The 18,332-nt window shown below is 41.8% G+C and carries 15 protein-coding genes; 10 read left to right on the forward strand and 5 right to left on the reverse strand.

Annotated features, from left to right (window positions below; all coding sequences use genetic code 11):
* Positions 1–212 precede the first annotated feature (212 nt).
* Both BCU57_RS12355 and BCU57_RS12360 read right to left on the reverse strand, forming a co-directional pair.
* Complete coding sequence (locus BCU57_RS12355; protein WP_102439017.1) at positions 213–794, reverse strand: hypothetical protein; 582 nt, start codon at positions 792–794, stop codon at positions 213–215.
* Between the two features lie 245 nt (positions 795–1,039).
* On the reverse strand, positions 1,040–3,277 hold the full coding sequence (locus tag BCU57_RS12360) for an acyl-CoA dehydrogenase (RefSeq protein ID WP_102439019.1): 2,238 nt from the start codon (positions 3,275–3,277) through the stop codon (positions 1,040–1,042).
* A gap of 312 nt (positions 3,278–3,589) precedes the next feature.
* Between BCU57_RS12360 and BCU57_RS12365 the strand changes: the two genes are divergently transcribed.
* Complete coding sequence (locus BCU57_RS12365) at positions 3,590–4,237, forward strand: SOS response-associated peptidase family protein (protein ID WP_102439021.1); 648 nt, start codon at positions 3,590–3,592, stop codon at positions 4,235–4,237.
* A 385-nt stretch (positions 4,238–4,622) separates the two neighbouring features.
* Positions 4,623–4,853, forward strand: coding sequence for a cytochrome c3 family protein (locus BCU57_RS12370; RefSeq protein WP_102439023.1), 231 nt, complete (start codon positions 4,623–4,625; stop codon positions 4,851–4,853).
* A 146-nt stretch (positions 4,854–4,999) separates the two neighbouring features.
* On the opposite strand, the gene BCU57_RS12375 is transcribed toward BCU57_RS12370, so the two are convergent.
* Entirely contained in the window at positions 5,000–5,671 is a 672-nt protein-coding gene (locus BCU57_RS12375; RefSeq protein WP_102439025.1) for a DsbA family protein, read from the reverse strand.
* A 148-nt stretch (positions 5,672–5,819) separates the two neighbouring features.
* On the opposite strand from BCU57_RS12375, the gene BCU57_RS12380 reads away from it, so the two are divergent.
* The 4 genes from BCU57_RS12380 (at position 5,820) to BCU57_RS12395 (ending at position 10,217) form a co-directional block, all read left to right on the forward strand.
* Positions 5,820–6,098, forward strand: a complete 279-nt coding sequence (locus BCU57_RS12380; RefSeq protein ID WP_102439027.1) for a peptidylprolyl isomerase — start codon at positions 5,820–5,822, stop codon at positions 6,096–6,098.
* A gap of 95 nt (positions 6,099–6,193) precedes the next feature.
* On the forward strand, positions 6,194–6,835 hold the full coding sequence (locus tag BCU57_RS12385; RefSeq protein WP_102439029.1) for a sulfotransferase family protein: 642 nt from the start codon (positions 6,194–6,196) through the stop codon (positions 6,833–6,835).
* A gap of 144 nt (positions 6,836–6,979) precedes the next feature.
* Positions 6,980–7,720 carry a DUF2057 domain-containing protein gene (locus tag BCU57_RS12390; protein WP_157936438.1) on the forward strand — a complete coding sequence of 247 codons (741 nt, stop codon included), beginning with the start codon at positions 6,980–6,982 and terminating at the stop codon, positions 7,718–7,720.
* Between the two features lie 127 nt (positions 7,721–7,847).
* A complete protein-coding gene (locus BCU57_RS12395) occupies positions 7,848–10,217 on the forward strand; it encodes a penicillin acylase family protein (RefSeq protein ID WP_198589941.1) in 2,370 nt (789 codons plus the stop codon).
* Here BCU57_RS12395 and BCU57_RS12400 read toward each other — a convergent pair.
* Positions 10,214–11,182: a TDT family transporter gene (locus BCU57_RS12400; RefSeq protein ID WP_102439033.1), complete on the reverse strand. Its 969-nt coding sequence runs from the start codon at positions 11,180–11,182 to the stop codon at positions 10,214–10,216. The genes BCU57_RS12395 and BCU57_RS12400 overlap by 4 nt on opposite strands.
* A 233-nt stretch (positions 11,183–11,415) precedes the next feature.
* Between BCU57_RS12400 and BCU57_RS12405 the strand changes: the two genes are divergently transcribed.
* Positions 11,416–12,342: a LysR substrate-binding domain-containing protein gene (locus BCU57_RS12405; RefSeq protein WP_372004499.1), complete on the forward strand. Its 927-nt coding sequence runs from the start codon at positions 11,416–11,418 to the stop codon at positions 12,340–12,342.
* Between the two features lie 299 nt (positions 12,343–12,641).
* On the opposite strand, the gene BCU57_RS12410 is transcribed toward BCU57_RS12405, so the two are convergent.
* The gene (locus BCU57_RS12410) at positions 12,642–13,016 is read right to left on the reverse strand and encodes a hypothetical protein (RefSeq protein ID WP_102520808.1); all 375 of its coding nucleotides are present in this window, start codon (positions 13,014–13,016) and stop codon (positions 12,642–12,644) included.
* A 409-nt stretch (positions 13,017–13,425) separates the two neighbouring features.
* On the opposite strand from BCU57_RS12410, the gene BCU57_RS12415 reads away from it, so the two are divergent.
* The 3 genes from BCU57_RS12415 to BCU57_RS12425 all read left to right on the forward strand — a co-directional run bounded on the left by BCU57_RS12415 (position 13,426) and on the right by BCU57_RS12425 (position 18,070).
* Positions 13,426–15,147 carry a bifunctional protein-serine/threonine kinase/phosphatase gene (locus BCU57_RS12415; RefSeq protein ID WP_102439037.1) on the forward strand — a complete coding sequence of 574 codons (1,722 nt, stop codon included), beginning with the start codon at positions 13,426–13,428 and terminating at the stop codon, positions 15,145–15,147.
* Between the two features lie 50 nt (positions 15,148–15,197).
* A complete protein-coding gene (cynS, locus tag BCU57_RS12420) occupies positions 15,198–15,638 on the forward strand; it encodes a cyanase (RefSeq protein WP_102439039.1) in 441 nt (146 codons plus the stop codon).
* A 506-nt stretch (positions 15,639–16,144) separates the two neighbouring features.
* Positions 16,145–18,070 (forward strand): putative bifunctional diguanylate cyclase/phosphodiesterase, encoded by a 1,926-nt coding sequence (locus tag BCU57_RS12425; RefSeq protein ID WP_241901124.1) that lies wholly within the window; start codon positions 16,145–16,147, stop codon positions 18,068–18,070.
* Positions 18,071–18,332: the final 262 nt, after the last annotated feature.

The raw sequence follows: 18,332 nt of genomic DNA on the forward strand, positions 1-18,332 counted from the left end.
ATGAGTTAATTTCCTGAGTATTAACATGCCTAACCACAGGCGTGTTTACAAGCTATTCACATCTTCAGCAGCAAATTAATCCCGTTATTTAATGATAAAGTAATAGCTAATACCTTGCTAAGTTGATTTCACCACATAAAAAAGCCCGAACAATTGAGTATTGAGCGGGCTTTTTTCTATCCAACTTTTTCAAGCGTAAATTTTCCCTAGGACTAGAAACGAAAATCAATGCCAAAATACACTTGCTCGCTATCATTTAGGGACAATGACAAACTGTTGTCGTTACCAGCACTGGAACTGAAGTTATGTTTTAAATAGCGAAAACCAAGTTCAGAACTAAAGTCATGGCCTAAATCAAACAATAGCCCTGTTTGACCACCAAAAACGTAACTGCTACTGCTGTCTTGATAACTGCTATCTAAATTGGTGAGTTGAATTTGGTTACCACTTAATCCCGCCGATGCCCCAATAAACCAATTGATATGATGTGCATCGTCAATAGAAAATAGTTTGTCATAGGACACTAAAATCCCTTCATGTTGATTCATATCATCAGAGTTATAGGAATAAGCACCGTATAAACGGTTACTTGGGTTTAACGTTATCGCTGTTCTATATTGATAATTAATGCCACTTTCTTGAGTATCAGAAAGCCCCACAGAAGAAGCGCTATAATCGGCATAACCCACAACGCCGCCCACAATGGCCTCAGCACCATGACCAACACTGGGCAGCAAGCAAATAAAAGTCACCTTGAGTATTAACGCCAATTTGCTGTTATAAGCACGAGTCATTATTCCTCCACAAAGTTAGTGACCATCATTAATTTATACGCCCTAGCGCTGAGCAAAAAACGAACTAAGATCAAACTTTGATGATTAAGACGCGCTTAAAATACAGCTTTAATACAAAATTGTGAGCCGGTTACAATTTAATCGACAATTAATCAAACATTAATCTTGCCAACATAAGCCCTAAACGCAAAAAAGCCGCTTAAAAGCGGCTTTTAACATCCTAAACAAGGCTGATTTTAGCGATATTAGTTAGCGATTTTTAAATCCGCTTTATCGGTAATTATGTTCATATCAAAATCAAACTCATCAACTCGGATCGCACGTTCACGCTTTAAGTTGTAATCTTGCAGCTGCTTATGCTCATCGGCTGTAATAACCTTAGCTTCAAGCGCGGCATCCAGTGTTAACGAGAAACGAACCCCAGCTTTAAATACACGCTGTTTAAGGGCCTTTTTCACTTTAGCTAGCATAGGTAAACATGCCATTTTAGCTAAGTAAGCTTGCTCATTAATGTAGTTACCATCACCAGCAACAGGCTTAATTAAATGAGTTAACTGCTTTTTAAATGTGGTATCAAGCTGGGCTTGATGGGCAAGCTCTCTGACCAAATCATCATTCACTTTTGGCATTTTAGCTGAGTAAGTCATGGTGATTAAACGCATGAACTGGCGAGTCGGCTTAGATGGGAAGTTCTCTAGGAAGCCTAGTAGTGCTTCTTCAGCTTTACATAGCGCCCAACGAGTCGCGTAATCAAAGTATGGCTTAGCTTGCGTGCGCTCATCTGCTGACACTTTTTGCTCGTAAAAACGAATCGATGCCATCGCCGCATAAAGGTAACTCATTACATCACCTAGACGTGCTGAGATCATTTCAGCCTGTTTAAGCTTGCCGCCTAATACAAGCAACGAGAAGTCAGCATAAACAGCCAGTTTAGATGCAAGCTTGTGTACTGATTTTTCGTAACCAATAACTTCAGGCAATGCAGATGAAGCAGGAGCAGTAAATGGCAATACGCCTAATTTGAATGCGCGTAAACTATTACCAACACTGTAACCTACGGTTTGTCTGAAAATACGGTTAAAGGTTTTATCAGCATCACTTGCATCACTATGAATTGATTCAACCATACTTTGTAAGTGAGGATGACAACGCATCACCCCTTGACCAAAAATCATCAAGTTACGGGTTAGAATGTTGGCACCTTCAACGGTAATTGCAATAGGTTGCGCCACATAACCTGATGCTAAGGTATTTTGTGGTCCACGTTGAATCGCTTTACCAGCTTGAATATCCATAGCAGAATCAAGAACATCACGTCCAAGCTCTGTCATGTGATACTTAGCAATAGCTGTTACTACAGAAGGTTTTAAGCCTAAACCTAATCCTTCAGTGGTTAGCACTCGCATCGCCTCTTGCAAGTAAGTTTTACCGGCAATATCTGCAAGCTTTTCTTGAATACCTTCAAACTTACCAATTGATAAACCAAACTGTTCACGCACAGCGGCATATTCAGCAGAAGACTTAAATGAACATTGGCTAACTGAAACACCTAAAGCCGGCAGAGAAATACCCCGACCTGCGCCTAAACAGCTAACCAGCATTTGCCAGCCGCGACCTATGTTGCTTTGACCACCAATAATAAAGTCCATTGGAATAAACACATTCTCACCACGGGTAGTACCGTTATAAAAACGACAGCCCATAGGATCATGACGGTTACCTAATTGCACACCAGGGTGCGCCTTAGGAATAAGCGCACAAGTAATACCAAGCTGTTCTTTGCCACCTAATAAACCTTGTGGATCTTCAACTTTAAACGCTAAACCGAGTACCGTAGCGATTGGCGCTAAGGTGATATAACGCTTATCCCAAGTTACTGATAAACCCAGTACTTGCTCGCCTTGATACTCACCCATGGTGACGGTACCAATATCAGGAATACCACCAGCATCAGAACCCGCTTCAGGGCTTGTTAACGCAAAACATGGAATTTCTTGGCCGTTAGCTAAACGAGGCAACCAAAAGTCACGTTGGCTATCTAAACCGTAGTGCATTAATAACTCGCCAGGACCTAAAGAGTTAGGCACCATGACCGTAACAGCAACCGCAGAACTTTTAGCAGCAATGGTCGCTACGATAGTTGAGTTAGCATAAGGGCTAAACTCAAGTCCACCGTAAGACTTAGGAATAATTAAAGAGAAGAATTTGTTCTCTTTTAAGTAAGTAAGAATATTGTCTGGTAAGTGTTTACCATTTTGAATCTCAAAATCATCAACCATTTCGATTAATGTTTGCACCGGGCCATCGAGGAAAGCTTGCTCATCAGCTGACAGCGTTGCCCCAGGAATGTCACGTAAGGCGGCAAAATCAGGAATGCCCTGATAAATAGACCCTTCTAACCAAACATCTCCGGCATCTAACGCTTCTTGTTCTGTCGTCGAAATACTTGGCAATACTTTTTTAAATGTTGTTCTTAAGCTCATAGTTTTACACTCATCAGACCAGACTAATAGTGTGCATTACGTCACAAAAATTAAATTAGATCAAACATTCTAATTAAAAATAAACCCAATAATTACAACAACAAAGTAACATTTAAAAAATAATACCAGCATTTCATAAACTTACACGTGTGCGCTGAAGCAAAAAATTTTTAAAAAATTTATACGCTCGTTTGAATTTTTAAAGTCGAGAATGCTATTTAAGCAAATTTCAAAGCTACTCGACACAAATCATTAGTCAAACTCATGGGAAAAAATGCTACTTTAAGTGAATGTAAATAAAAAGGGGCCGAAATGATGTGTGGCAGAATTGAAATGCTATTTGATGGCATGAAGCAAACACTTGATGACTTGTTTGATATGCCACTGTCGATACAAACAAACCTTGATTTACGCCCAACAGATACTGTTACCTGCATCACTCGTACTTGCCCTGAAACAACCCCATCAATAAATGCCGCAGACCCTAGTAGCACTGCAATTGCAACAATAAGTCACTCGGCAAATATTCCGCCTTTAACTGTCATAAATAGCCTTTGGGGGATAAAACCTAATTGGTCTAAAAAAATCATTATTAATGCCCAAGGAGAAACCGCGGCCGACAAAGCAACCTTTGCCAATGCCTTTAAACAGCAGCGCTGTATCATCCCTTGTAGTGCTTGGTTTGAGTGGCGCGATGAACGCCAGACTAAAAAACAAAAGTATCGTTTCAGTCACGCAGCTAATAAGCCATTGTTTATGGCTGGCATACTGTACCCTGAAGAAAATCAACTGGTTACACTTACCATTAACCCTAATGATAAATGCGCTCAGTATCACCACCGCATGCCATTGTTTATTCCGTCTACCGAGATTAACAACTGGCTTTATCACGATGTTTCGCAGCTCCAGCCATTACTTAATCCACTACCAGATAAATGGATTAAGATCTGTCGCGCCTAAATGATTAAGCCGCTTTCTCCAAAAAATTCCCCCTGTTAATTCTGAACTCGGATAGGGTTAACACATTTTAATTTTCTAGAATTTTATTAAGCAGATCACAACCTTGAGAATTAACTAAGCTAGAAAATGCAAAACTGTAGCTTTAAGGGCAATTTTAAGTTTCAATTAACATAAATCGATAAGATAGTCTTCGAGTAAGGCAGTTTAGGCTGTATTACAAAGACTAATTTAAAAAATGTGCTATCCAATTTTCAGTGTTCTTAGTTTTAAAGTAACGGATTTATTTTCATTAAGATATTGGTTCATTGAGTATGCGCAGTTTGTTAAGGCCAACTTAGGTTCTTAGCATGGGCGATTAAGCCCCTTAACTGATGATGGAGTTACTATGAAATATTTATCTATGATTGCTGCACTTATGTTTGCAGGTTCTGCTTTTGCTGTTGATTGTGTTGATTGTCACAATGCTATCAATGTTGAAGAGCATGCTGAAATGGAAGCAAACATCGAAACTTGTAATGATTGTCACAGCCTAACTGACGCTCACGAGTTAGATACTGATCTACATACACCAGATCTTACTATTACTGAATGTGCTGATTGCCACACAGTAAAATAAGCTCCTTAACCTTGATGTAGATTGTCCATAATCCAGATTTGGTCAAACTAGTTAATCAAGTGTAAGCGCTCTATAAAGAGCAATAAAAACCAGTTGCCTTGCAACTGGTTTTTTTGTGCCTGTCATTAACCAAAAATAACTGATAGTTACTCAGCTAACAGCTTGTTAATCGCTTTTAGACTGACATTAACGTCTTTATAATCCAATGGAACACAATAGCTTTGCTGATCAATCGCCAATACCAGTGACGGAAAACCCTCAATAGGTAAAGACTGAGCAACATTAAGCTCAGACAGTAATTGCTGCTGCGTGGCACTGGAGGTTAATTTCGCCCTAAAGTCTGCTTCATCAATACCCAGTTGGCTTGCGAATGCAATGAGTGTGCTGTCATCTGAGGGGTTTTGCGCCTGCAAATAATAGCCTTGTTGAATGGCAAACAGCATTTGCTGCTCTAAACCATAGTGCCTTGCCACAAGGCAAGCCCGACAGGCGGGATAAGTCGAACGCCTTGGCTTGCATTGACGCCAAAAATCAAAATTAAATTGGGTTCCTAGCTGCGTCGCTATTTTTTGCCAGGTGTTAGCTAAAAATTGCTGCATTTCTAGTGGCATTGGCACATCGGAGTCTGGGGCTAAGCCGCCTAACAGGTATGTCAGTTGCACCTGAGGCAACTGCAGCTTGATTTGCTCAGCTAATGCCAGCCAAGTGGGGCGATATCCCCAGCACCAACTGCACATAGGGTCGTAAACGTAAAACAATTGCACTTGCTTACGGGCTAATGGCTGATCCACTAACGGGCTGCTGAGTCGTTGAGGCATGTATCACTCATCTGTTTTAAAGGGACTAAGCTAGCTGTTATACCATCAATTCAACTAAAAATCAGAGTCAAACTCGGGCGATTAAATTCGATTCAAATTTTGCCATTAAACAAGGTATAATCTGGCCATTATTGATTGGAGAGTCCCCATGGCCAGAACCGCTGCAGCACTGCACATATTAGTTAAACACAAAACCCAAGCAGAAGACTTAATCAAGCAACTTGATAATGGCGCTAAATTTGATGTGCTAGCAAGAAAACATTCATCGTGCCCTTCAGGAAAAAGTGGCGGTAACTTAGGTGAATTTAAAAAAGGTCAAATGGTGCCACAATTCGATAGAGTCTGTTTTACTGGTGAGCTTATTACCCCCCATTTAGTTAAAACCAAGTTCGGTTGGCATGTGATAAAAATTTTGTACCGCACCTAAGGAGCCACCTTAGTTTATTGCGTTTTCGGCGCACATTTAACTCACCATACCCAAGCCTAACATCATTGTTTCTTGAGTATTAATCGAGAGCAATCATGTCCAAAGTGTTTATCATTGGTTTGCCCAGAACTGGCACCACCAGCGTGAGTGCTGCCTTACTTGAACAGGGATTAAAAGTCGCCCATATCGGTTTAACCAAACGCGCTTTTGAAGTGGCCGATGTGGTTTCAGATGTGCCCTGTTTTTGTGATTACCCACAGTTAGATCAGTTATTTCCCGATGCCAAATTTGTCTACATCGACCGACCTATCGACACTTGGGTTGCATCAATACAAATGCTGCTCACAAAAATGAGGCCAAACCTTGCCGATAAAACCGGCACCTTCCATCCGATCCTTAAGCGCTGTTTCAAACAAACTTTTGGCCCGTTAGACGCTGATAATCTGCTAGATGAAGCGCGTTTAAAAGCTTGCTACCTTGCGCATCAACAAGCTGTTTACCATTACTTTAAGCATCGAGATGACTTTCTATCGATCAAACTTAGCGATAACAATAGCCTGCAAACTTTACTCAACTTCATTGGTATACATGACAGCCCCACTGCTGAGTTTCCACAGCTTAATGTTGGCACCCATGTGGCAAGCTGGGGCGAATATAAGCACCCTAATAAAGTGAACACCAACTTAGCAGGCCCTGAACATCGCAAGTTTTTTGATTATCAAATTCCTAAAAGTTAGTTATGCCTAAGTTGTAACTCAGGCGAGCTTTGCTATAACTTAATGGAACGATTAAGCATTGTTTTGAACAAATAGTCACTGCTCGCTCAGCATCATTCAATGCCAATAGTGACCATACCCACTTCTAGCCATAATGAGAACACCATGAAATTACATCCACTTATCATCGGACTCCTCATCGTCATCACCAGCCCTGCAAGCTTTGCCGCTAGTGTATTAGATATTCCTAGTAGTGTTGATGTATTGCTATTGAATGGCCAACAATTGGATACTGATGAAGTGACTTTGGTTGAAGGTGACAATCAGCTGCTATTTCGCTATCAGGTTAATTACCGTGATAGCGGCATGCAAACGCAATTTAAATCTGAAGCGGTGATCGTAAAGTTTAGCGCCAGTAATGATACCTATCGCCTTAAACTGCCAAGCATACGCAATCGAAATGCCGCCAATAGCTTTAATAAATCGCCCCAATTAACCCTTACCAATAGCCAAGGTCTACCTGTGGAGTTTATACAAGATTTACTCCTAAAAGATGGGCTGCAATTAGGCCGCGATTTTGAGCTTGAGCTCAGCCAGTACAACCTTAGCAATAAACCTGCCGCCATGAGCTTTACGCCGCTAAGTGTCGACAACGCCAATCTCGCGACTAAGCCAGCGTTAACTGCTGCACCAACAATAACCTCGACAGCAACGATAACTCCTGCGTCAACGACCACAGCAGCACCTGCCACTGTCGCGGCTGCGCCAGCATTAGCTCCGACAGTGATGACACCTAAGACAATTGCTCAAGATCAGGCAGAAATCACTGAAATGCTCGATTATTGGTACAGTAAAGCCAATCAAGAAACTCGCGCTAAATTTAAAGCCAAAATTAATCAGCAATGATTAACTAACCCTAATTTATAAACGCTATTTTATAACGTTAAGTTATTTTGCTATAAGCAACAAAATGCTGTTAACAAACTAGTAACCTTGGTTATCATAGACTCGAATATTCTTTAGGGTCATAACCATGTCTATTAGCTTTACCAAGGTGCTGCAATCTAACGTCACCAAATACACGCTCACCAGCCTAGTCGTACTGTTCATGCTGGTGTTATTAGCCATTTATAGTGTATTGCGCCTAAGTATGCCCAGCTTAAATACAAGCTTTAATAGCCAAGATATAACAGCGCCTGTCACCATTGAACGTGATGAACTCGGCACGGCGATTATCAGCGCCAGCAACCGCCTTGATGCCTCTTATGCCCTTGGCTATGCCCTTGGCTATGCCCACAGCCAAGACCGCTTTTTTCAAATGGACTTATTACGACGCAATGCCGCAGGTGAACTAGCTGAAATATTTGGTGAAAAGGCACTTGAGCGTGATAAAAACCGCCGCTTTCATCAGCTACGCAAACGGGCACAAATGATATTTGATGGCTTAACCACAAAAGAAAAGCAAACCCTTAGGGTTTACACTAAAGGGGTAAATGCCGCACTGAAGGCGCAAACTCTGTCCTCATTTGAATACCTACTCACCCAATCAAGTCCTCAACCATGGCATGAAACCGACAGCTTATTGGTCATATTTAGTATGTATCTTGATTTACAAGGCAATACCATTAAGCGAGATATGGCCTTAACCCAAATAAAACAGACCTTTGGCCCCGATATGCTGGCATTTTTAACCCAAACAAGCCACCATCAGGCAGCTCTTGATGATAGCCAAATCCCCTACTTTGACGGCGATATCCCAACACTTGAGCCCCAGCTTTTGGCTCAAGCAAACAGCAGCACAATCACCGCCCCATTAGAGGTCGGCAGCAATAACTGGGCAGTGACCGGAGAGCTTACCAAGTCTGGCCGGGCAATGTTATCTGATGATATGCACTTATCGTTTGCCGTACCTATTATCTGGTATCGAGCGCAATTAAATTACCCCAGCATTAGCGATGCTAAAACCAATAATGTCCCAAATAATACCAATCCATCGGCGCAAATAACTGGCGTCTCATTACCCGGCGCGCCAGCCATTGTTGTGGGCTCTAATGGCAAGCTCGCTTGGGGATTTACCAACAGTTATGTGGACACCGCTGACTGGGTTGAAATTGACGCCAACACTGAAATAGCGCTTGAATATGAGCCGATTAAACTGCCCAGCTCAGAAGTGATGCATACAGTACAAGTCAGTGAATATGGCCCGGTAAAAACCGTTAATGATAAAAACTACGCACTATCATGGGTCGCCCATCAAGACTATGCGGTTAATATGGGCTTAATTGAACTAGAGCAAACAACCACAGTCGATCAAGCCATGGCATTAGCCAGCAGTATCGGTATTCCAGCACAAAATATGTTGTTAGCAGACAGCCAAGGCAACGCGGGCTGGAAGATAGCTGGCGCGCTACCAAGTCGTAGTAATCCTGCCAATGTCGCTCAAACAGCAACTGAAGTGCAAACCCAAGCTTGGCAGCAACCCCAACCCAATGTCCCAAGTGTCATTAACCCACTCAGCCATCGTATTTGGACCGCTAATTCACGGGTGCTCTCCACCCACGATTTAGCCCAATTCGGTGATGGCGGCTATGCTCTTGGGGCCCGCGCTACGCAAATTCGGGACAGATTACATGAGCAAGAGCAATTTACTGAAACTGATTTTTTTAATTTGCAGCTAGATAATCAAGCACGATTTTTACAGCCTTGGCAGCAATACCTACTTAATCTGCTAAGCCAACAACCCAAACGGTTCGCTGAAGATGTTAAGTTCATCAATCAATGGGGCGATTGTGCCTGTGCAGACTCGGTGGGCTATAGCTTAGTAAAACATTTTCGCGCCGCCATGATAGATCAAAGCTTTGCGCCGATTGAAACTAATCTAACAAGCCAAGGCAGCAGCTTAGCTGTGATTAAGCGCTATTTAGAAACGCCTATGTGGCAACTGATCAATCAGCAGCCTAAAAGCTGGCTACCTAAGCAATTCCAAAGTTGGGATGAATTTGCCATCAGCGCCTACAAACAGGCTAAAACCGCCTTACTTAAACAGCACAGTCAAGATAATCAGCTAGCTGATTTACGCTGGGGTGAGGTAAATAAGCTCGACATTAAGCACCCATTTTCAAAACAGATGCCCTTACTGAGCCATTGGTTAGATATGCCTGCTGCACAAGGTTATGGCGACAGCTTTATGCCAGCGGTGCAAGGTGCCTCATTTGGCGCCTCACAGCGATTTATTGTACAACCGGGCAATGAGCAAGATGCCATCATGAGCATTCCTGGTGGGCAATCTGGCCACCCGTTATCGCCTTATTATCGTAGTGGCTATCAGCAATATGTTAATAATCAAGCTACGCCATTATTGCCACAAACTATTGAGCACACATTAACCATTAAGCCGCGCTAAACTTGCGCGGATTTTGCCCTTCGGGGTTGGTAAAAGTGTAAATAGCACGCGGCCACATACACCACTACCACGGTGGCTATCGATAATTCTATAATAGCCAGTATCCGCACTTGCTGAATGTATTGCTCAGCCATATTAATGCTTTGCATCCAGCTGATCATTTTAAATAATGCTGTCGCGCCTATGACCATAGGGAAAGTAAACGCGGCATAGCCAGGGCTAAAAGGGAGGGTTAGTAACTTAAAGAAGGCTAAATAAATAATACTGGTCATCAGCACTGCAATGCCAAATAGTAAGGCAATGATAATGGGTGATGGCGTAGCCGTTACCGTTAAATAACCCGCTAGTGATAAGCTTGCTGGCGCCGCTAAAATTGCCATGGTCGGTTTAGCCGCATCAGGCACTTCATGGGTAAATATCAAACGATAAATCATCACCGGCAGCATCAAGGCATAGGCAAGCATGCCAAATACCAAGGCGATATGGACGATTAATGTCAATTGCGGGTTACCTGAAAAAGACACATCGGCCACGATAATCCCCACCGGCGGCACAAACCAACTTGGCACCATATGATGTAGCTCAAATGCTTTAGCGCGGTGATATAAAAAGCTAATCAAAAATACGATATGAAGCCCTACTGCAAATAACCATAAAGCATCACCGACTTGAGGGTAAAAATGCCCAACTGAGTTAGATACTACCATGGTGGCCATGGCAAAGGTCGGTACTACACTGCCAACCACAGGGTGCGCTAAATCTGCCTTTAAGGTATGAGACAGCAATAAAAACTTCAGCGTTAACACCAGTAATAATAGGCTCGCAATAGCAGCGCTGCCCCATTGACCATAACCCTGAAAATCGGCGAGATTCTCCCAGCACCAACCTAAGCTAGCAATCGCCAATGCTAAGCCTGCCATAGGGGTTGGAGCGGTCATTAATTTAGCTTTAGCGATGTTTATCATGGTGGCCTCAACTTAACTCTCGGATAAACCCCTTTGTTAGCAATCAAAGAGATTGCAATAAAAGAGTTTCAACTTTTTAGCTTGAGTTGATATTACTCTTGCTAATTGTTCAGATATATCCAATTATTTAAAACATGCGTTAAGTTTAATTGAACGTATAATTAGGCCATCAACAAAACAACTGACAATAAAAGCAAACTGGCGTTAAACCTAAGTCAGCGCTAATGATAACCATGAAAAGCGGGGATGATAACACCATGGCGATACTGATATCTTTGCGGCAGCTCAATGTATTTAACGCTATTACTCAGCACAACACCTTAACTGCAGCAGCTGAAAAACTATACTTATCAAAAGCGGCGGTAAGCATGGCGCTAGCAGAGCTTGAAAAACACTTAGGACAGCCACTATTTGATCGCGTAAATAATCGACTTATCCTTAATCAAGAAGGTCAAAAACTGCTGCCTTTGGCCGATGAATTACTGGATCGCGCCCAGCAAATCAATACCCTCTTTGATGATGAGCACGCCAATAGCGGTAAACTCAGGCTTGGTAGTAGTGACACCATAGGCAACCATGTTAGCCCTTATTTACTGAGCCAGTTTCGCCAGCAACAGCAACACTTCAGCCAAAGTTTATTCATTTCAAACTCCGCTACTATTTGCCAAAAACTGCTTGATTTTGAACTAGATGTCGCCTTAATTGAACGAGATAATTACCACCCTGATCTCCTCTCTGTGCCCTTCAGTGCCGATAACATGTGTGTTATTAGTGCTTCTGAGCACCCTCTAGCTAAGCTTGAAAAGGTAACTATTAACGATTTAGACAATCATGATTGGGTGTTAAGAGAGCCAGGTTCCGGATCGCGAGAATGCTTTATCAATACGCTGGCACCACAACTTAAACACTGGCAACTGGCCTTTGAGCTTAATACTACAGAGGCGTTAATTAGCAGTGTCTCAGCAGGGCTGGGCTTAGGTTGCTTATCCACCTTAGCCGCGCAATATGCTATAGAAAGTGGTCGAGTTAGTTTACTCAAACAACCAATTGAAATGCCGCGCAGCTTTTGGCTGCTGGTACATAAAGACAAATACCAAAGCCCACTACTCAAAAGATTTATGACGTTTTGTTTGCAATGGCAATCAAGTGTTCAGCTTTGATATCAATAAGGTATTGCAGCGGCAGTAATGCCGCCCATTTGTTTCTGATTGCTAGTACATAAAGACAAATACCAAAATCCACTACTCAAACGCTTTATGAGGTTTTGTTTGCAATGGCAATCAAGTGTTCAGCCTTGATATCAATAAGGTATTGCAGCGGCAGTAATGCCGCCCATTTGTTTCTGATTGCTAGTACATAAAGACAAATACCAAATCCCACTACTCAAATGCTTTATGAGGTTTTGTTTGCAATGGCAAACGAAAAACTAAATAACTTGTTCATCGAGTCGAGCTGAAAATCACTTCGTAGTAGGTGCCGCTACCGTTATACGCTCTTGGTTAGATAAGCGAATTTGAATGCCATCCACAGTGGTAATACGCTGCGCTTCAATGTCTTTTTTGCGCACATAATAAGTTGCCGACATCGCTTCAACAGGCGATGAAATGGTCACTTGCACAATTTTATTATCGTCATACCATGACCAGCCCCAAAAGGCTGCAGTTACTAGCATCGAAACGGCGATCATCGGATAAATAATCAACTTTGAAAATAGCGGTGAAGAATCACTGCCCATTGACACTAAAGCCGGCTTTTTCTTTGTGCCACGACCGCTGCGTATGTACAGCACACAAGCGACGATCACTAACAAGGTTACCAGTATTTTTGTAAGCACAGCGTGTTCCACAGTTAATTAGCTTAAGTATAATTATACTGATTTTAAAGATATAAACCGTTATATAAAACACAGCCCGTTAAATTAACTATTGCTAATGGATAATGTTTTAACCCCAAAGCCAATAAGCCAGTCACAGCCGCTATTTCGATCTATTTAAGTGCGTTAATTATTCGCACTGCACCATTACGTAACAAAGCAAACGACCAACTGAGCGCCATCACAGACTTTCATTGGTTTAACTTAGTTACCGCTAGGCAATAGTAATGCTGCAACGCTATAACTTGTTAGCCTTTTGACTGAGTTAACATTGCGCACTGGCCACGTTTTGGAATGTTAGTTGCACTTAAAAGCAAGTATTTATGATTGGCGCTGATGAGCCATTACTTTTAGCTTAATAAGAAAATATATGACTCGAAAGCTCACCGTTTCAATAGGCCAATATTCCAACAAAGGCATTAAGGAAATCAATCAAGATTTTCATGGCGCCACGATCCCAAAGCAACCACTATTGACCTCTAAGGGCATTGCTATTGCCATTGCTGATGGGATCAGTAGTAGTGATGTGAGCCAAATTGCCAGTGAAGCTAGCGTAAGGGGCTTTTTAGATGACTATAGTTGCACGCCAGAATCTTGGTCGGTTAAAAAGTCCGCCGCTCAGGTGCTAACCGCCACAAACTCTTGGCTCTATTCCCAATCCCAAAAAAGTGAACATCGATTTGATAACGATCGTGGTTATGTATGCACTTTAAGCGCGATGGTCTTCAAATCGACCACTGCCCATATATTTCATATTGGTGATAGCCGCATTTATCGGTTGCGGGATAATGAAATAACTCAGCTTACTGAAGATCACCGCCTGTGGATAAACGCTCATAAAAGCTACCTTAATCGCGGCCTAGGTATCAGCCCCTTCTTAGAAATCGATTATGATGCTAAGGCACTAGAACTCGGTGATACTTTTATCTTAACAACCGATGGCATTTATGAATTTATTTCCGAAGACGAAATTAACTCATTAATAAAATTACATCATCAAGCCTTAGATATTGCCGCCCAAGTCATTGCAGAGGTTGCACTGGCCAATGGCAGCCAAGACAATTTAACCATTCAAATTATCCGCATTGATGACTTGCCGCTGCAAAGCGCTGATGAAGCTTTACAAAAACTCACCGAACAACCTTTTCCACCTATTCTTGATGCCAGAATGAATTTTGACGGCTATCAAATCCTCAGGGCTTTGCACCATAGCAGTCGCAGCCATGTGTACTTGGCCATGGATATCGACAACCTAGAAAAAGTTGTCATTAAAACACCATCAATAGATTTACAAGGTGATCCTGCTTATCTTGAACGATTTTTAATGGAAGAGTGGATTGCCAGAAGGCTAAATAATGCCCATATCCTTAAGCCTTGTCCGCCCACTAAACAGCGTAATTATCTCTATGTAGCCATGGAATACATCGAAGGCATTACCCTGAGCCAGTGGATGTTAGATAATCCACAACCCGCTATTGAAACCGTGCGTGATATTGTCGAGCAAATAGCTAAAGGCTTGCGGGCTTTTCATCGGCAAGAAATGATCCATCAAGATTTACGCCCTGAAAACATCATGATTGACATTAATGGCATGGTAAAAATCATAGATTTTGGCGCCACCAAAGTAGCTGGTCTTGCTGAAATATCATCCCCAATCGTACATGCCGATATTCTCGGCACAGTGCAGTATACCGCCCCCGAATACTTTGTAGGTGAAGTTATCACCCATATGGCTGATAACTTTTCACTGGCGGTGATCACCTATCAAATGCTCAGCGGCAAATTACCCTTCGACGGTAAGATGTCCCAAGCAAGGACCAAAGCGGCGCAAAACCGCTTGGTATATCAATCAGTACTGGATGATGAGCGCGACATCCCGGCCTGGATTGATGATGCGTTAAAAAAAGCGCTCCATCCTAATCCTTATAAACGCTACAGTGAATTATCAGAATACTTATACGACTTGCGTCATCCCACTCAAGCTTTTTTAAATAAAACCCGTGCCCCACTTATCGAGCGCGAGCCTGTTAAGTTCTGGCAAGGGATTTGTGCAATCTTAAGTCTCATCATCTTGCTATTAATATTTCGCTGATGTGCTAATTAACTTTACCTTAACTATGTCACTTAAACTGGAGCTGCACTATGGAAATCAACACCCTAAGTAAAACGATTTTAGCTGCCAAAAAAGCACAAAAACTCACCTTCAATGATATAGGTCAGATGGTGGGCCGAGATGAGGTCTGGGTGGCGGCATTATGCTACGGCCAAGCCTGTGCATCTGAAGCTGAAGCAATTCAAATTGCACAAGCCTTAGGTATCGAAGCAGAGCAAATGATGCCACTAACCAACTCCCAACTTAAAGGCTTAGGCCCGACAGTGCCTACCGATCCATTGGTGTATCGCTTTTACGAGATCATGCAGGTGTATGGTATGCCGATGAAAGCTGTGATCCATGAAAAATTTGGTGACGGGATAATGAGCGCAATCGATTTTAGTTTAAACATTGATAAAATTGAAGATCCCAAAGGCGATCGCGTATTAGTGACCATGAATGGTAAATTTTTACCTTATAAGAAATGGTAACTGGCAATTACAACTGAGCTAGACAAGGTGTAACTACCTAGACCATGCCTCGCCGATTAATAAATCCTATCGCCATTAATGGGCGGTGGGATTTTTGTAACAGTGACGCGATAAAGTTAACCGAAGCAGTGCTATTACCTTAATACTTTTGTGCCATCTATGTTGGGCAAATAACTGACGGGTCAAAGCCAATTGGCTATAGTGCCGAATATAATGCTAATTCATATTATTACTTCACCTTATTGCACTGTAAAAAAAGCCAATTTAAAGCCAGTTACAAATCTGGTTAAAACGCTCCCCTCGTCCACAGAAAAAGCTTTGTCACATTCGTAACACATTATATTTATTGCACTTTTTAACAATTCGATAACCCAAAAAATCTTGTATCCCCGTATTAATGAGCTTATAATTCAGCCGCTACATCATTGAAACAAAATTGCCAACTACCGTAAACAAAATGCGAACATCATACGATTTTCAATCGGCACACTTTACTAAGACTCTTTATGACTAAAATTTCAAAGTTCGTATTCATGTTAATTAGCTTTTTGATGATGATGAACGTATTACTGGTGTTAAGTTTTAGCCAGGGTATCGATGCTATTCATACTGAAAATTTTCACCACAACGTAATTAAGATTGCACCTGCCAATGTCATAGATACTAATTCCAATTGGGAAAAGTGGCTGTTTTTAGAAAATGATATCGTGAAATCTGGGCAGCATTACTTTGCGGTACTGGCTCGGGATGACAATGAACTCACCGTAGTCAAGGTCACAGACGTGTTTGGCGCTATGATGATGTTCAGTAATGTGCCATTACTACTCATGTTTCTATTTGCCTGCTTTATCCCTTTTTATATCAAAGCCAGTTCTGATAAGAAGAACAGTGCATCACTTGAATTTATCAGTAATGAAACCGATAAATTGTTAGCGACCTTCAAAATAAAGCAGCCAAACAATCACACTAACAATACTCTGTCACACATTAGCGTGGCATTAAATGAGTTAAATAGGCATGTAAAACAACAAAATATTGATACCCAGTTAACTATATTTCAAGACAAGCTCACCGGTCTTGTCGATCGCCATGCCTACCTTGAACACTTAGAAAAACAGTTACAACGCGCCCAAAAAGATGGCACCAAACAAGCCTTACTATTCATAGACTTAGATGGATTTAAACAGGTTAATGACTCCTTTGGCCACAGCTTTGGCGATGAAGTGCTCATTCAAGTTGCCAATCGATTATCCACAGTGATCAGAAACCATGACCTTAGCTATATCGGCTCTGGGGTAAATTTAGAGCTAAATCTATCCCGCTTAGGCGGTGATGAATTCTCTATTTTTATTGATCACATTGACGATGACAACCGTGCAGTGGAAGTCGCTAAAAACGTGCTACAAGAAGTTGAACGAGATTTCGTACTTGGTAATAAAATCATAAAAATTGGTGCTAGCATTGGCATTGCTAGCTACCCTGACAGCGCATCAAACCCCAATACACTATTACAAATGGCCGATGTGGCCATGTACCGCGCCAAAGCCGATGGTCGCGGTATTTTTCGTGTCTATTCGCCAGAAATGGGTAATAAAATTCGCCGCTATCACTACCTACTCGAAGAAATGCGTTTAGCCATTGCCAGCCAAAATTTCAGCTTATCATTTCAACCGATTGTCAGCGTTGATGACTGCAGTATCGATTACTTCGAATGCTTAGTCCGTTGGAATCACCCTATTGAAGGCCCAATCACCCCAACTGAATTTATCCCAATCGCAGAAGACTCAAACTTGATCATTGAACTGGGTAACTGGATTTTATTTGAAGCCTGTCGCCAAATGTCAGCTTGGCACAATGCCGGCATGAATAAAGTCCGAATTTCAGTGAATATCTCAGGGGTGCAATTAAAGCATGTGCCGTTATACGACTGGATTATGGACACCTTAGCGAAAACAGGCTTACCAGCTAGAGCATTATTATTGGAAATAACAGAATCATGTTTAATCCATGCATCTGACACTATTATTAATGATTTACAAAAACTACGCCGCCAAGGGGTATTAATTGCCATCGATGATTTTGGCACTGGCTTTAGCTCCCTTTCAACATTGGCTAATTTACCCGTTGATGTGATCAAAATTGATAAGCTGTTTATTGACCAAGCTACTATTAACCCTAAATACGAAAAGATTTTAGATTCGATTAGTAACTTGGGGAAAACCCTTGATTTAAAAGTGGTTGCTGAAGGCGTTGAAGTGGCCTCTCAATTTGAATTAATCAAAAAACTGGGCATTCATTGTGTGCAAGGTTACCTCATCAGTCGACCTGAAACCTCATTCAATGTTGGTTCTAAAGTGATTAAAAACAACCTCAACCATATTGCATTAACGGGCACAGGTGTGTGTAATCCGATTATCAATAAAGATGAATAAACCTAACCGCAGCTAGCCTTAATAAAGGGCATGATAGCAGCATCTACCTTGCCCTTCATTTTTTGGGATACGTCAAATTGACCACACTCAGTGAATACAATGGCTAATCGCTATTACTGATCATCAACTGACTTCTAAGCTGGCTTTTTAACTTGCTGTACGACCCAATTTAGGCATAAAAAAACCGATGCATACATCGGTTTTTGGGGCTTAAATAACATCTTTTATGTGATTGCTTAACTGCGATCACCTAATTGTTATC

Source organism: Shewanella sp. 10N.286.48.B5, from assembly GCF_002874355.2.
In the GTDB taxonomy this organism is placed as follows: domain Bacteria; phylum Pseudomonadota; class Gammaproteobacteria; order Enterobacterales; family Shewanellaceae; genus Shewanella.

Coding starts and splice junctions, on each gene's coding strand:
- BCU57_RS12355 (WP_102439017.1), bottom strand. CDS start 794: ATGACTCGTGCTTATAACAGCAAATTGGCGTTAATACTCAAGGTGACT.
- BCU57_RS12360 (WP_102439019.1), bottom strand. CDS start 3,277: ATGAGCTTAAGAACAACATTTAAAAAAGTATTGCCAAGTATTTCGACG.
- BCU57_RS12365 (WP_102439021.1), top strand. CDS start 3,590: ATGATGTGTGGCAGAATTGAAATGCTATTTGATGGCATGAAGCAAACA.
- BCU57_RS12370 (WP_102439023.1), top strand. CDS start 4,623: ATGAAATATTTATCTATGATTGCTGCACTTATGTTTGCAGGTTCTGCT.
- BCU57_RS12375 (WP_102439025.1), bottom strand. CDS start 5,671: ATGCCTCAACGACTCAGCAGCCCGTTAGTGGATCAGCCATTAGCCCGT.
- BCU57_RS12380 (WP_102439027.1), top strand. CDS start 5,820: ATGGCCAGAACCGCTGCAGCACTGCACATATTAGTTAAACACAAAACC.
- BCU57_RS12385 (WP_102439029.1), top strand. CDS start 6,194: ATGTCCAAAGTGTTTATCATTGGTTTGCCCAGAACTGGCACCACCAGC.
- BCU57_RS12390 (WP_157936438.1), top strand. CDS start 6,980: ATGAAATTACATCCACTTATCATCGGACTCCTCATCGTCATCACCAGC.
- BCU57_RS12395 (WP_198589941.1), top strand. CDS start 7,848: ATGTCTATTAGCTTTACCAAGGTGCTGCAATCTAACGTCACCAAATAC.
- BCU57_RS12400 (WP_102439033.1), bottom strand. CDS start 11,182: ATGATAAACATCGCTAAAGCTAAATTAATGACCGCTCCAACCCCTATG.
- BCU57_RS12405 (WP_372004499.1), top strand. CDS start 11,416: ATGAAAAGCGGGGATGATAACACCATGGCGATACTGATATCTTTGCGG.
- BCU57_RS12415 (WP_102439037.1), top strand. CDS start 13,426: ATGACTCGAAAGCTCACCGTTTCAATAGGCCAATATTCCAACAAAGGC.
- cynS (WP_102439039.1), top strand. CDS start 15,198: ATGGAAATCAACACCCTAAGTAAAACGATTTTAGCTGCCAAAAAAGCA.
- BCU57_RS12425 (WP_241901124.1), top strand. CDS start 16,145: ATGACTAAAATTTCAAAGTTCGTATTCATGTTAATTAGCTTTTTGATG.